This is a genomic window from Pseudomonas violetae, assembly GCF_023072615.1.
Classification (GTDB): domain Bacteria; phylum Pseudomonadota; class Gammaproteobacteria; order Pseudomonadales; family Pseudomonadaceae; genus Aquipseudomonas; species Aquipseudomonas violetae.
This window is the reverse complement of sequence record NZ_JAKNRW010000061.1, coordinates 1-13,492: the sequence shown is the minus strand read 5'-3', so window position 1 is coordinate 13,492 and position 13,492 is coordinate 1. Positions and strand designations below refer to the sequence as shown.

11 protein-coding genes and 2 pseudogenes are annotated in these 13,492 nt (G+C 58.3%); 10 read left to right on the top strand and 3 right to left on the bottom strand.

Features of this window, described 5'->3' with window-relative positions; translation table 11 throughout:
* From L9059_RS29670 to ampC, 5 genes and pseudogenes are all read left to right on the top strand, one after another.
* Window positions 1-409, top strand: a pseudogene (locus L9059_RS29670) (type VI secretion system tip protein VgrG); the annotation flags it as partial.
* The gene (locus tag L9059_RS29665; protein ID WP_247295109.1) at window positions 406-1,239 is read left to right on the top strand and encodes a DUF4123 domain-containing protein; all 834 of its coding nucleotides are present in this window, start codon (window positions 406-408) and stop codon (window positions 1,237-1,239) included. The pseudogene L9059_RS29670 and the gene L9059_RS29665, both read left to right, overlap by 4 nt.
* On the top strand, window positions 1,236-4,523 hold the full coding sequence (locus tag L9059_RS29660; protein WP_247295060.1) for a toxin VasX: 3,288 nt from the start codon (window positions 1,236-1,238) through the stop codon (window positions 4,521-4,523). Before L9059_RS29665 ends, L9059_RS29660 begins: the two co-directional genes overlap by 4 nt.
* A pseudogene (locus L9059_RS29655) lies at window positions 4,520-5,443 on the top strand (hypothetical protein). Before L9059_RS29660 ends, L9059_RS29655 begins: the two are co-directional and overlap by 4 nt.
* A 133-nt stretch (window positions 5,444-5,576) precedes the next feature.
* Window positions 5,577-6,743 carry a class C beta-lactamase gene (gene ampC, locus L9059_RS29650; RefSeq protein WP_247295043.1) on the top strand — a complete coding sequence of 389 codons (1,167 nt, stop codon included), beginning with the start codon at window positions 5,577-5,579 and terminating at the stop codon, window positions 6,741-6,743.
* A gap of 204 nt (window positions 6,744-6,947) precedes the next feature.
* Here the strand turns inward: ampC and L9059_RS29645 are convergent, their stop codons facing one another.
* Complete coding sequence (locus L9059_RS29645) at window positions 6,948-7,496, bottom strand: DUF4174 domain-containing protein (RefSeq protein ID WP_247295040.1); 549 nt, start codon at window positions 7,494-7,496, stop codon at window positions 6,948-6,950.
* 211 nt (window positions 7,497-7,707) lie between these two features.
* On the opposite strand from L9059_RS29645, the gene L9059_RS29640 reads away from it, so the two are divergent.
* The 5 genes from L9059_RS29640 (at window position 7,708) to L9059_RS29620 (ending at window position 11,436) form a co-directional block, all read left to right on the top strand.
* The gene (locus L9059_RS29640; protein WP_247295037.1) at window positions 7,708-8,178 is read left to right on the top strand and encodes a GNAT family N-acetyltransferase; all 471 of its coding nucleotides are present in this window, start codon (window positions 7,708-7,710) and stop codon (window positions 8,176-8,178) included.
* An 89-nt stretch (window positions 8,179-8,267) separates the two neighbouring features.
* Window positions 8,268-8,645 (top strand): hypothetical protein, encoded by a 378-nt coding sequence (locus L9059_RS29635; RefSeq protein ID WP_247295035.1) that lies wholly within the window; start codon window positions 8,268-8,270, stop codon window positions 8,643-8,645.
* Between the two features lie 23 nt (window positions 8,646-8,668).
* Window positions 8,669-10,039, top strand: coding sequence for a flavin-containing monooxygenase (locus L9059_RS29630; protein ID WP_247295032.1), 1,371 nt, complete (start codon window positions 8,669-8,671; stop codon window positions 10,037-10,039).
* Window positions 10,036-11,127: a DMT family transporter gene (locus L9059_RS29625; RefSeq protein ID WP_247295013.1), complete on the top strand. Its 1,092-nt coding sequence runs from the start codon at window positions 10,036-10,038 to the stop codon at window positions 11,125-11,127. The genes L9059_RS29630 and L9059_RS29625 overlap by 4 nt, the downstream gene beginning before the upstream one ends.
* 15 nt (window positions 11,128-11,142) lie before the next feature.
* A complete protein-coding gene (locus tag L9059_RS29620) occupies window positions 11,143-11,436 on the top strand; it encodes a hypothetical protein (RefSeq protein ID WP_247295010.1) in 294 nt (97 codons plus the stop codon).
* A 326-nt stretch (window positions 11,437-11,762) separates the two neighbouring features.
* Here the strand turns inward: L9059_RS29620 and L9059_RS29615 are convergent, their stop codons facing one another.
* Window positions 11,763-12,548, bottom strand: a complete 786-nt coding sequence (locus tag L9059_RS29615) for a sulfite exporter TauE/SafE family protein (protein WP_247295008.1) — start codon at window positions 12,546-12,548, stop codon at window positions 11,763-11,765.
* A gap of 202 nt (window positions 12,549-12,750) precedes the next feature.
* A partial coding sequence (locus L9059_RS29610; protein ID WP_247295005.1) for an MFS transporter occupies window positions 12,751-13,492 on the bottom strand: 742 nt, incomplete at its 5' end.

The window sequence follows — 13,492 nt, the reverse complement described above, 5'->3', positions numbered from 1 at the left end:
CACCACCCAAGGCGTGCGCAACACCGTGGTCGGCGGCAACGAGCTGATGTCCATTGCTGGTAACAGCAGCACGACGGCAGGCGGCACGTTGGTGATTCAGGCCGGTTCGCAGGCCCACGTCACCGCCGCCAACGTGGTGATCGATGCGGGGATGAGCTTGACGCTCAAGGCGGGCGGTCACCACATCGTGATCAACCCCGGCGGGATCTTCAGCAGTGTGGCCATTGTTGAAGGTGGGGCTCCGGTGGCCGGTGTGCCTGTCCAGTCCGCGCTTTCATTGGTTCCGGTGGCTGCGCAGGCGCTGATTGCGCCATCCCTGGCCGCACAAAAACAGGCATTGACTCAGGCTGCCCAGCAGGCCGCACCGATCTGTGCCGTGTGTCAAAAACTGGCGGAGATGACGACATGAGTCAGGCTTACCTGCTGCTGGATCGAGCCCAGATCGAACATCTGCCTGAGCGTCTGTTTCAGCTGGGCAGCTCAACGTTTCAATCGCTCTATCAGACAACCGTCTATAGCTCGTTGGAGGAAGCCGGGCCGGTACTGGTGTCGGTTTTCCCTGATAGCCCGCTGGCTCATACGTTTTTTCGGGACTGGAGCGCGACATGTGGTGTCTGGCTGGAGTCCGAGGCGCAAGAAACTGTCGTGCTTGAGCATCTACGTAGCCTGATTCACGTTCGGGTCGAAGGGGATGTCACAGTCCTGTTCCGCTACCACGACCCTCGTATCGCGGCATTGTGGCTAGCGCAGCTGCCCGCCTGCGAGCGTGATCGTTTGATGGGGCCGGTGCGACTGATACGGCTCCCGGAACTGGATATCCATCAAGAAAACCCGGATCAACCCGCTGCAGTGTATGCGCAAGAACCTTGGTTGATCCTGTCGGCGGAACAACTGGAGCACTTGGGCACCGCCCAACAACAGCGCTTCGCCCAACGGTTGATCGAGCATTGCCAACAGTACTTTTCCGAATACCTGCACGGACTGGACGCCTTTGCACTGCAGCAGTGGGCAGCTCACTGCCAGCACACTGCTGGACTTCATGGTTACAGCGCCATCGACGAAGTCCTGCGCTGGGCTCGTTTCCACGCGGTGCTGGGCACTGACTTTCCCGACGCACCTGCTCACGCCGCTTACCGAAGCCTGTTGGCCGAGCACGGTGTATCGCCCGAGCAACGGCTGGATAACCTGGATGCCCAAATGTCGCGTCAGCAACTCACCGGCAAGGAGTACGGCGTATGAGCGCAGAAAAACTGGCGATGATCGACCGAGCCGCTCAGGCGACACGCGCCGCCAAGGCTCATCCCCATATCGATATCAACAGCCCGATGGCGCTGTGCCCAGCCCGCCAATCCGAGCTGTTCGTGATCCCCGTACGCTATGCCTTGGCTGAAGAAAAGGCCGACAGTCCTTGCTGTATTCCCGGCGTAACCACGCAAAGCCGCCCGATGGCGGCACGACGCTTGCGGGGCGGGTTTGTTTATCTGTGGCAAGACAAAGGCCCCCTCAAACGGTATTGCGTCTCGCCGAATGGCCAGCTCGAAGAACAGGCACTGGACGACGATGATACGCTGGTGCTTGAGGCTCCCCTGAAGGGCTTGGCCTTGGAAAAAGTCCACGACGCCTGGATGCTCTACAGCGAATTCCCTCTGAACGCCGAGCACTGCCAATCGCTGAGTGACAGCAGCGCCAAGCGTCGTGAACACATGCGTCACGTGGCGTTGCGCACCGTGGCCAACGAGCTGCAGGCGCCTCATTGCCCGCCGCTGACCGAAGCCGATCAGGTCATGGCCGAGCTTATCCCGGCCACCTACGCCCGGTCGATGAAAGCGGATCAAAAACAGGGCGGTGAAGATATAGACGCGCTGGGCGCGACGGCGATAAAAGACCCGACCACGAGCAATATCAATGCCTACACCGATGCCAGGCACCGCTTGCGTGAGCGGGAGAAAGTCATCGCCCAGTACCCCGAGGCCAGCGACGAGGCGCCGGGCGAGTGGAGCGCCGAACCATGGGACGGCCAGGGCACCCAGGATTGGCTGGACAGCGCCAAGGCCCAAGCCAGGGACCTTTTTTGCGTTTTTGCCTGCCTCGATGACGATTTGGGTGTGCTGCGTGACATCAACCATGAGCAGGAAGGGGTCGAGGCGAGTCACGAAAAGTGGCTAGGTGATAACAACGTACGCCTGAGCATCGGCGGGTTTATTCGCAGCCTGATCACGGAAGATGGCGCCGAACTGGCCGGGTCCATCAGCTACCGCTACAAGGGTCGTGACATCACCCTCACACCCGAACAGGGCCAGGTCATGCTCGACACCCAGCATCGGCTGGATGAGGAACTCCAGGCCGAAACCCGGGCCCGTCAATACGGCGGCCGGCCCACCCAGGCCGAAGCCGCCGCCCGCGATGCGCGTATCGCGGCCATTGTCGCGCCGGTGCGGGCCTTTATTCCGGCGGACTTGTACCACGAAGTGGAATTCGTCGTGCGCGAATACCGTGCCGAAAAGCATGCCAACCTCAACAACCATCACTTCAGTGCCAAGGTCAGCAAATACATCGACCTCGATGCGATGAATACCTGGTTCGCCCAGACTGCAGCGGCGCATTACCATCAGATCGAGCAGCGGCATACGGCGTTGTTTGCCGACCGGGGTGTTTACCTCAACCGCTCCGTCAGTGGCACCTGGTTTGTCGATTATCATGACCTGGACACGCGGCATTGGCTGACCCAACTGGCCACCGGTTGCCTGACCGCTCAATGCATCCGCGCCCAGGGCGCCGAGCAATACGCCGATTACGTGCGTGCCGCGGATGGTGGTGCCCTGAAACATCTGTTCAACGCCTGGACGCCCTCAATCGATGCGGCGGTTAACAACACCTCTCGCCTGGGCGAGTTGATGGCCGCACTGGCCTCGGACAACATCAGCGCCACTCATCAGGCCTTGGCACCGTTGAGCTCGCGGGTCCTGAATGACATCGCGGCCATGGCCCGAGTCGTGAGCAGCGACTGGAGCGTGTTGGTCAACCGGTTGGCGGCTTCGCTGTTATTGCTCAAGGGGAACGGCGCTTTCAGCGGCTCCTGGATGGGCGTCCTCATCGCCGCGCGGCTGGGCAGCGACACGCGTTTGCAGCTTGTCAACGAGGCCGGCCGGCAGGTGTGGAAGGTGTTGGGGCAACAGGCCGAAGCGCTGGGTGACTGGGCGAAGGAGACCGGGAGGGCCATTGGTTCGGGGCGTGTGGGACGGATTGTGAATTCACCCGTTGTGGCCAACAGCGGTGGGGTGGTGCCGTTGGCGGCGTTGTTGTTGAACGTGCTGAATGCGCATAACTATTTGCGTGAGGCGGCGGCGCTGGAGGGGATGGACAGTCAGCGGGTGAATGACACGCTGTCGGCGACGTTGTATGCGGCGTCGTCGTTGGTGGCGGTGGTGGATAGCCAGGTGCGGAAGGGGATGGGGGTTAAAGAAATGTCCTTAAAGCTTCCAGATGGCAGGATCGGAAGCATACCCACACTCACCCTGTTTGGTGGGGTGATTGGTGGATTGTCGGCCTTTGCCGCGTTAAAAGAGTTCAAGTCCCTGCAAATACAACTGGAAAACGCCCAAGGCCAAGTCGACCCGTGGCTGCAAATGCGCCAGATCGTGGTCGGTGGACAAATAGCGGCCTACGGCGCCCAAGCGCTGTTAGGGGTTGGCTACACCGCCCGCGCCCTGGCAGGCTCAATAACCGTCGAAGTCGCCATCTTGCGTTACACGCTGTACATGGGGCCGTTGAGCTGGCTCATTCTCGTGCTGGGTGTTCTGCACCTGATCACCACGTTCTGGAAGCAAACCCCGCTGCAAAACTTCCTGAGTTCTTGCTGCTGGTCAAAAGAGCGGGCGATCGATCTGGCACCTGTCGGCCCCAAAGCCCAGCTGGCCGAACTCGACCGGCTGTACCTCATCCTTTATTCACCTCGGGTCAGCATGCAAAGCAGCTCGGAATCGACCAGTGGCAGTGGCCCTTCCGGTCTCGCTTTCGACAGCTCCATCAATGCCTTGACCATCGACTTGCCTGGTGCCGAGCCCGGCAGTGTCTATCTGGAACTGAGCATGGTCGGTGATCCGGTGGACACCCAGGCCTACCGCGACCTGATCAAGAACAGCCCGTTCCAGCACTTCAAAATACCGCGGTCCTGGCGAGACATGCCCCCTCATTGGTTGTCCAGCAGCAGCTGTCAGTGGATACCGCACCAGGAAGGACAGGGCTTACGCTTGAGTGGCCCCTTTAAAGAGCTGAAAGACGTATTGGGCACAACCCCCAGCACCGTCTCCCTGCGCTTGCGTTATCGCACGCCATTGACCGCGATACTCGGCGCCAGCACCTTTATCGGTGGCGAACGAGGGCTCGCTTTTACCCTCAATCACTACACCGACGTGATAGCGCTGCGGGCGGACCCGACGCCGCACCTGGATCGTGTGCCGAACTACCCGCTCGGCGAGGACCACCCCGGCGCCATTTACCTGCAACCCAAGGACAAAGCATGAGCACGCCAGCGGCCGGCACCTCGAAAAAACGCATGCTTTCGCGCAATGACTATTTGGCGCCGTTACCGATTCCTACCGGACAAAAGCCTTGTGATGTACTCAACACCATTTGGCGCAAGAACGAGGTGTTTCTTGATATAGGCAACTACAGCATCGGTTCGGCGGTGATGGTGATGTGGCCAACGCTGATGGTATTTGTACTTGCGGGTTACATCACACCTGAGCCTGGAATGATCTGGATTGGGGCATTAATCATCATCGGTATTCCTTCAATGTTTTTGATCCAAGGCCTATTTCGCGAAGTGCCCCTACCCGTGCGCTTCAATCGCCAGCGCCGAGAAGTCTGCGTCCCCCGCGACGACGGCCAGTACTGGATCGTCCCGTGAGAAACCGTGACGGCTGCCGCCACCCAGCAGTCGTCGGTCAGCCAGGCCGGTAAAGCCACGATGGGTTTACTAATCATTGGTTTCGAAAACCCGGACCCATTGGCCAAGGAAGACAACAAGCACTTTTCGCTGGGCTTCAACTGTGGTGGCGGCACCACGGCGATGGCGTTGTGGGAGTGCATGCGCAGTTACATGGAGATTGGGCCAGAAGCCGCACCGGAGGCCGCAGCCCTTAACTCAGGCGCGAACCTGCGTTACTACATCGATTACATGAAAGATAAAGCCAAAGAGCGTGGCTGGGTTTTGACCCTGCTATGGGAAGGTGTATTTGGCGTATTTATCTTCAATGCGCCTCTCGCTACCTATCTGCAAAGAAAGAAGCTGTACCCGCCACCAGACCTTACTTATCCCGACATCATCGAGTGGTCAAAACCTTTGCCTCCCGAGCAGTGGGCCAAACGCTCCCCAGAACTGGAATCCGCGATCGCCAAACGAGAGGCTGAACTCGCCACGCAGGCCAGGGATGCTGCATGAGCACGCCACCGGCAGGAACCACGAAAAAAAGGACGTTTTCGTTTCTGCGAGATTTTCAAAGCTTTGCTTCCTCAAGATTCATTCCCCTCCCAGCCTGTACACTGTTCGAAAACACCAAGGACAACCACCCCTCATGCACACCTCTAGCCTCAGTAAAACCCTGGCCTGCAGCGCATTCGGACTGCTCCTCGCCACATCTCGCTGTATCGCCGCGGCCCCCACCGATCAGCAGATCGAAGCCACCGTGAAGGACGCCGTCACACCCGTCATGCAGCAACAGAACATCGCGGGCATGGCCGTCGCCGTCACCTACAAAGGCCAAGCGCATTATTTCAACTTCGGCACAGCCTCCAGGGAAACCGGCAAGGCCGTCACTGAAAACACCTTGTTCGAAATAGGCTCGGTCAGCAAAACCTTCACCGCGACCCTCGCCGCTTATGCCCAGGCCAGCGGCAAATTGTCCCTCTCCGACAAGGCCAGCCAGATTCTCCCAGCATTGCGCGGCAGCGCTTTCGACAACATCAGCGTGCTGCAACTGGGCACCTACACCGCCGGTGGCCTGCCGTTGCAGTTTCCTGAAGATGCCGACTCGTCCGCCAAGATGGTCGGTTATTTCCAGCAGTGGAAGCCGACCTACACCGCTGGCAGCCACAGGCAGTATTCAAACCCGAGCCTGGGCTTGTTTGGCTATCTGGCAGCGCAGAGCATGGGCGCGCCATTTGACCAGTTGATGCAACAGACCTTGCTGCCAAAACTGGGCCTGTCCGATACCTGGCTCAAGGTCCCCCAGGCCGAAATGGCGCGGTACGCCCAAGGCTATAACAAGGCGGACAAACCGGTCAGAGTCGGCCCGGGAGCGCTGGATGCAGAGGCGTACGGGGTGAAAACCAGCGCCGTCGACATGCTGCGCTATGTCGAGGCGAACATGCGACCGGCGAAGCTGGAAGCACCGATGCAACAGGCTATCGCGACCACTCACACTGGGTACTACACCGTCGGCAACATGACTCAGGGACTCGGTTGGGAGCTTTACGACTTCCCCATTACCCTGGAACAACTACTGGCGGGAAACTCAACGGAAATGGCCATGCAGGCGCATGAAGTGCGCGGGCTCAACCCTGCGCAACCTGAGCCACAGAACGTGCTAATCAATAAAACCGGCTCGACCGGCGGCTTTGGCACCTACGTGGCGTTCGTGCCCTCCAAAGAGATTGGCATCGTGATCCTGGCGAACAAGAACTACCCGAATCCGGAGCGTATCAAAATCGCCCACTCGATTCTGAGCGTGTTGGCACCCTGATCGAGAACAAGCAATTAGTGTGAACAAAAAAATGGGCGACCTATGGAGGTCGCCCATTTTTGTTGGCGCGGACTCGAGCCCGGGTTAATTGCCGCTCGGCCTACCGTATTCCTTGATCGTCGCCCCGCTCGTACTCAGCTGCCAAGGAATGCGTTTCGCCCGTGAATACACGCAGGCTTCGCCAGCTGCCACAAAGGTCCGTATTCAGTCGTCGGGCATTTCCGGTGGCTTGGTGGGTTTGGCCGGTTTGGCCGGTTTTGCGCCTTTGGCGCCTTTGACTGGCTCGGCTGCGGCCGGAGCCGCCACTGCTGCTGCCGCAGCTTCTTTTTCAGCCATCGGCATGGCATCGATGGTGCTGAAGATCTCCTTCAGGTCTACCGTCCCCAGTTGCTCAAGTTTCTTCTCACCATCCTTGCCCACGAGAATGACCTTGGTCTGCGCCCCCGCCCCCAGCTTGAGCGCACGAATCAGCGCCATCGTACTTTGCGGGTCGAGGTCCTTGCCTTCACGCTGGCCCATGGTGTTGATCACCGAATACAGCACCATGTTGCGCTCAGTGAAACCCTGTTTGTTCGCAGGATCTTCCAACGATTTTTTCAGGCTGACCCACGTCGGGTCCACCGTGCTGGGCGCGATCACAATCAGCGGTCGCGCGCGCCCCTTGTCCATGTCCAGCGGTGAGTCGCCATCAGCGGCGAGCAAGGGGCCGGCAAGAACCAGCAAGGTAGTCAGGGTCAATGACCTGATGAGCATGCGCATCTCCTTTTGTAATCCACGCTCTAATGATTGCGCATCGCGGTGATTGTTCCGGGTAACGCACCGCAATTGTGTTTCACCTAGACCAAAGCTTAGGTCAGGGCGGTCATTGCGCAACCGCGACTCTGCGCGCGGTTGATTACCTGAACCGAACATTCTATGGTCGACGCACGACAAGCCGGCGCCATGAAAAGGAGCTTCAACCGCGATGCAAATCGACTACCTGTGCGACCACCCGAGGCTCATCCGCGAGTTGGCCGAGCTCAATTTCAACGAGTGGGGTCAATACCGTCCCAACGACACCCTGGAAGCCAGGACCGCTCGCATGCGGGCGGCCTGTCGCAAAGGTGCAGTGCCTTCGGTTGTCGTCGCCATCGAAGACGCACAATTGCTCGGCGGCGCCCTGCTGATCGACAGCGACCTGGCGTCCCGCCCGGATCTGACGCCGTGGCTCGCGGGTGTGTATGTCAAGGCCGAACACCGCGGCCGGGGCATTGCCTCGCAATTGGTGACCCGCATCGTCAACGAGGCGGCGGCATTGGGCATCGCCGAGCTTTATCTCTATACCGACAAGGCCCAGTCACTTTATGCCCGTCTGGGTTGGGAAGTCGTCGAGGATACGGTGGATGACGATGGACTCGAAATCACTGTGATGAAGCGCCTGATCCCAACGACCTGACCCACGAGTCCCTCAGAGAGGTTAGTGCCGCCAGGCGCCAGTTCGCACGCCTGATTTTCAGCGCTCCTGTCTGCGAAAGCAGCACGTTCATGAACGTGCTGCACCTGATGGAAAAACATAGGTTGGCCCCTACGATTCCCACCATCATCAATGGGTATTGCAGGAAAAAGGCTTCTTCCTACGCCAGGTGTGTTACCGTTCTGACCGGTTTCAAGCACTTTTTCTCCTGTTTGACCGGATCGAACGCTGCCTTCCAGCGTTTTCTCGAGAACCCTCGCTTGATGGTGGCCTGCCCACCCCCGGCCTTCTGTTTCACCGACAGATGCAGCCTTCATCACATTGCGCCATCGGTTAAGCCGATTTTATTGCGCATCACTGCAGAGCTTGATTGCCCGACCGTTACCGGTACGAGCGTCACTCTTTTCCGCGCTCAGTCGTCGCCAGGGCCAAGATCCCGCGCGCGATGATCCGCCTGAAGAAAGGAGTCTTTATGACTTTTAGAGTTGCCATTCTTGGCGCCGGCCCTAGCGGCTTGGCACAGTTACGTGCTTTTGAAGCCGCCCGTTGCGACGGCGCTGAATCCCCCGAGATCGTTTGCTACGAAAAGCAGAGTGACTGGGGCGGTCTGTGGAATTACACCTGGCGCACCGGTTTGGATCGGTATGGCGAGCCCGTCCATGGCAGCATGTACCGTTATCTTTGGTCAAACGGCCCCAAAGAATGCCTGGAGTTCGCCAATTACAGCTTCGAAGAACACTTCGGCCGACCGATTCCTTCCTACCCACCGCGCGCCGTGTTGCGTGACTACATCATCGGTCGCGTAGCCAAAAGCAACGTGCGCCAGCATATCCGCTTCAATACCGCGGTGCATTGGGTTGCCTATGACGAGAACACCGGCAAGTTCGCAGTCACCGTGCGCGACCTGAAGCAAGACCAACTGATCACCGAAGAATTCGATCACGTCATCGTCGCCACCGGGCACTTTTCGACCCCCAACGCACCTTACTTCGAAGGCTTGGAGCAGTTCCCAGGTCGCGTATTGCACGCTCATGATTTCCGCGATGCGTGCGAGTTTCAGGGCAAAAACTTGCTGCTGGTTGGCAGCAGTTACTCCGCAGAGGACATCGGCACGCAGTGCCACAAGTACGGCGCCAAGTCGGTTACTTTCAGCTATCGCACCAAGCCAATGGGCTTTGATTGGCCGGAATCCTTTGCCGAAGTACCGTTGCTCACCCATGTGGTCGGCAAGACCGCACACTTTAAGGATGGCAGCAGCCAAGAGGTCGATGCGATCATCCTGTGCACCGGGTATCAGCATCACTTCCCGTTCTTGCCCAACGAGCTGACTTTGACTACGCGCAACCGGCTTTACCCGGAAGGCTTGTACAAAGGCATAGTGTCTTTGGCCAATCCGAAGCTCATGTTCCTCGGCATGCAGGATCAGTATTACACCTTCAACATGTTCGATGCCCAAGCCTGGTATGCCCGGGACATTATGCTTGGCCGCATCAAGCTGCCAGCGGAACAAGCCATGGCCAGCGACACCCTTAAATGGGTGGCCCGCGAAGAGCAAGTGGCCGATCCCTTTGAAGCCATCGACTATCAGGCTGCCTACATACTCGACCTGCTTGAGCCGACCGATTACCCGCCCTTCGACGTTCTGACCGTGGCTGATATTTTCAAGGAGTGGGAACATCACAAAGCAGCGGACATCCTCGGCTATCGCAACAAAAGCTACCGCTCCACGCTGACCGGCACCATGGCGCCCGTGCATCACACGCCGTGGATGGATGCGATGGACGATTCACTGGAAGCCTTCCTGCACGACAAGCAATCGAAGCCAGCAAAGGCTTCTACATGAATCAACCAAGCCTTAGCCAGGCACGGTCGCGCTTCACTACCAGCAGCATCCGCTGGGGTTTTATGTGGGCATTGTGGTGCGCCGTGCTCTGGGGGGCTTGGTATGTGCCAGGCTCCGCGGTGTGGTTCGAGGCACCCTATGTAGACCTGAAGTACGACACCAATGCCGAGTTCCTGCTGGCAGCTGCCGTATTGACCACGTTTAACGCCGTCGCCGTGTTGTTCTTCCTGTTCGTTTGGAACGGGGTACTGGGCAAGTGGGGCGAGTACGTTCGCACCATCAAACAGATGCGTTACATCTCCAAGTGGTTCTTCATCGGCGCCATCTTTGGCGGTCCGATTGCCATCTTTGGCTCGTACTTGGCGATCGGCTATATCGGCGGGGCCTTCGCGGCCATTTCCGCGTTGATGTACCCCATCATCGGCGCAACACTGGCCAGGCTCTGGTACCAGGAGAAAATTACCCGGCGCGCAGCCTTGGGTATTTTCATCATCTTGGCGGGGGGCGTGACGGTGTATGCACCCGGCATCATTGCTGAAATAACCGGCACCGGTGACACCGGCTGGCTGGGCTATCTAGGCGGTGCAATGGCTGCTATTGGCTGGGGTGTAGAGGGCGCAATTGCCGGTCGCGGGTTAGATGTTGCCGACCCGGACATAGGCATTACGGTGCGTTTTACCGCTGAAGTGCTGTATTGGGTCGCACTGATTTTGCCGGCCATCTATTTGTTTACCGATCAACCGGTAGTCGAACTAGTGGTCGCCACATTCAATTGGGCCGCCATCGGCTGGCTGACGTTAGCAGGCGTGACTTTCGCCTTCTGCTACGTCTCTTGGTACAAGTCATTCCCTCTGATTGGCGTCGGCCGCGGACAGGCAATTGCCGCGCTGTATGGTTTGTTTGCGGTGATCTTCCTCGGCGTCTTCACGCTTAAATTTCCCGAGTGGAACTTCTTGGCGGGTTTGGTGCTGTTTGTGGCGGGCGGGTTTGTGATGTTCACCGAAAGTGATGAGGTACTGGATGTAGTGCGCGCCGTATCAACCGACCGCAAAAAACCTGGCACCGCCGTTGATGCTGTTAACTCGTAATGATTGGAGCAAGCCATGAATAAGCTGCATATGAAGGGCCGCATTCTCCAGTTGATCAACGACCAGCACGACGTCGGCATCTGGGACTGGCAAATCACCGATGCGCTACTGAATGAATATGGACTTAGCGGCGCCTATTGGCGCGGCAACACCCGCGTCACCCTGACGGACCTGTTCTCCAGCGGCATCATCGAGAGTGTCGAGGAAAAATTAGATGACCACGCCTATTTTGGTGCCGGCCGAGTGTTGTTCAAGTTCAGGGTTAATGAGTTTGGTCGCCAACGCATGCACGACACTGCGCTGGCCTGACGGCTGTTGCCACTTACTATTATCATTAAGGAAATACGATGTCTGAGTTCTGGGGTTTTCCGGGGGCCGACATGCTCGCCGTCGCCGTCATTATTGTACTTAGCAGCTTTGCGCTGTATCAGGCGCGGACTTTTGTGACGAAGCTGTAGTTGCATGCACGATGAATCATAGGCACCTCTCCATCAATCAGCATGGCATGAAACAGCCGTTACAAGGCTAGCAGTAAAACGATAGCGCAAGAAAATATTGACCTGTGACAATAATAAAAAAGCCCTGAACATCAGGGCTTTAGTACATGATTTTTACATTTACATCTGTGGTATCGGCTAAAAGGCCAGTTTGTAACCAATCAATACCAGCATGGTCGCCAGACAAGGTCGCAGCACTTCATCGGAGATCCGTCCGGTGAGGTGACTGCCCAGCCAGATGCCCGGCAGCGAGCCAATCAACAAATAGCCCAGCACGTGCCAGTCCATGTTGCCCATGCTCGCATGGCCGAGGCCGGCGACCAGGGTGAGCGGTACCGCGTGAGCGATTTCGGTACCGACCAGGCGTCGGGTTGGCAGTAGCGGATAAAGGATGAACAACGCCACGGTGCCCAGGGCGCCCGCGCCGATGGACGTCAGGGCGACCATGGTGCCGAGAACCAGACCGGTAATGACGGTCATCACATTGAGGCGCGGACCGCTGGGGTTGTAGTTACCGCCAGCCCGTTTGTGGGCGAAATCGAGCAGACGTTTCTTGAAGAAAATCGCCAGAGCAGTGGCAAACAGTACAAAACCCAGGGCCTGTTTGATGACGGCGTTCATGGCATCCGGAGAGCTGTGCAGCGTGCTCAGGAACCACAACGTCAGGACCACCGCCGGAACGCTGCCGAGGGTCAGCCAGCCGGTGATTACCCAGTCGATATTCTTGTTTTTGCGGTGAACCAGGACGCCGCTGGATTTGGTGATGGCCGCGTACAGCAGGTCAGTGCCCACCGCCGTGGCGGGATTGACGCCGAACCACAGCAAGATAGGCGTCATCAAAGACCCACCACCGACGCCGGTCATGCCGACGATAAAACCGACTACCAACCCTGCAACGACTAAACCGAGGTTTCCGAAATCCATAAATCGCCCACACAAACCGCAGGAAAAAACTGGTCAGCAGCATAGCGATTTTTCTTATAACTACTTATATCGATGCGAACTATCGTTATATCGAAGTTGGATAGGGTGTGGCGGCGATCCTACGATCGCGGTGTGTATTGAGATTGATGTGGATGACACATCGCCATCGCCGGCAGGCCAGCTCCCACAGGATTTGTCCGGATCAGTGCGCCCGCCGCCCCGACCTGAAGCTGTAATGGCTATTAACAAAAACCGTAGCAAAGGCCACCAGCGACAAAATCAGCAGCGCCCAGGGAAACGACATCGCCCCCACTCGATCCAGCAACAGGCCACCAAACAGTCCACCACCGGCGATGGCCACGTTCCAGGAAGTGGTCAGCATCGCTTGCACCACATCCACGTTCTCGCCCGCAGAATCCGCCGCCGCAGTCAGCAACAGCGTGGCCGAGCCGCCAAATGAAAGTCCCCACACCGCCATGCAGGCATAAATCACCCAAGGCGCCCCAGTCGCGATGGCCAATACCAGCGCAGTCACCGCAAATACCGCCAGGCTGATCAACAACAGCCGTCGCAACCAACGGTCCACCAGCAGGCCAATAATCCAGATGCCCACCAGCGAACTGACGCCGAACACCAGCAACACCAGATCCACCCGCTCACCGAGGCCGGCTTGTGTGAGGAACGGATCAATATAGGTGTAGAGAATGTTGTGCCCCAGCATCCATGTCAGCACCACAAACAGCACGGGGCGCACGCCTTTCATGCTGAACACCTTGGCCAGTGGCAGGCGCTCGGTGTCCGGCTGTCCGGGACGATCCGGCACGGCGACCATGATCCAGGCCGCCAGCAGCAGCGCCAGGGCCGACATGATGCCGAACGAGGCTCGCCAGCCAATCAGATTGCCCAGCCAGGTTCCGGCGGGCGTGCCGAGCGACAGCGCGACC

Bases quoted from the DNA above. Each gene is read 5' to 3' on its own strand.
- L9059_RS29615 (WP_247295008.1), bottom strand. From the start codon at position 12,548: ATGGATTTCGGAAACCTCGGTTTAGTCGTTGCAGGGTTGGTAGTCGGT.
- L9059_RS29635 (WP_247295035.1), top strand. From the start codon at position 8,268: ATGAACGTGCTGCACCTGATGGAAAAACATAGGTTGGCCCCTACGATT.
- L9059_RS29625 (WP_247295013.1), top strand. From the start codon at position 10,036: ATGAATCAACCAAGCCTTAGCCAGGCACGGTCGCGCTTCACTACCAGC.
- ampC (WP_247295043.1), top strand. From the start codon at position 5,577: ATGCACACCTCTAGCCTCAGTAAAACCCTGGCCTGCAGCGCATTCGGA.
- L9059_RS29630 (WP_247295032.1), top strand. From the start codon at position 8,669: ATGACTTTTAGAGTTGCCATTCTTGGCGCCGGCCCTAGCGGCTTGGCA.
- L9059_RS29660 (WP_247295060.1), top strand. From the start codon at position 1,236: ATGAGCGCAGAAAAACTGGCGATGATCGACCGAGCCGCTCAGGCGACA.
- L9059_RS29640 (WP_247295037.1), top strand. From the start codon at position 7,708: ATGCAAATCGACTACCTGTGCGACCACCCGAGGCTCATCCGCGAGTTG.
- L9059_RS29645 (WP_247295040.1), bottom strand. From the start codon at position 7,496: ATGCTCATCAGGTCATTGACCCTGACTACCTTGCTGGTTCTTGCCGGC.
- L9059_RS29620 (WP_247295010.1), top strand. From the start codon at position 11,143: ATGAATAAGCTGCATATGAAGGGCCGCATTCTCCAGTTGATCAACGAC.
- L9059_RS29665 (WP_247295109.1), top strand. From the start codon at position 406: ATGAGTCAGGCTTACCTGCTGCTGGATCGAGCCCAGATCGAACATCTG.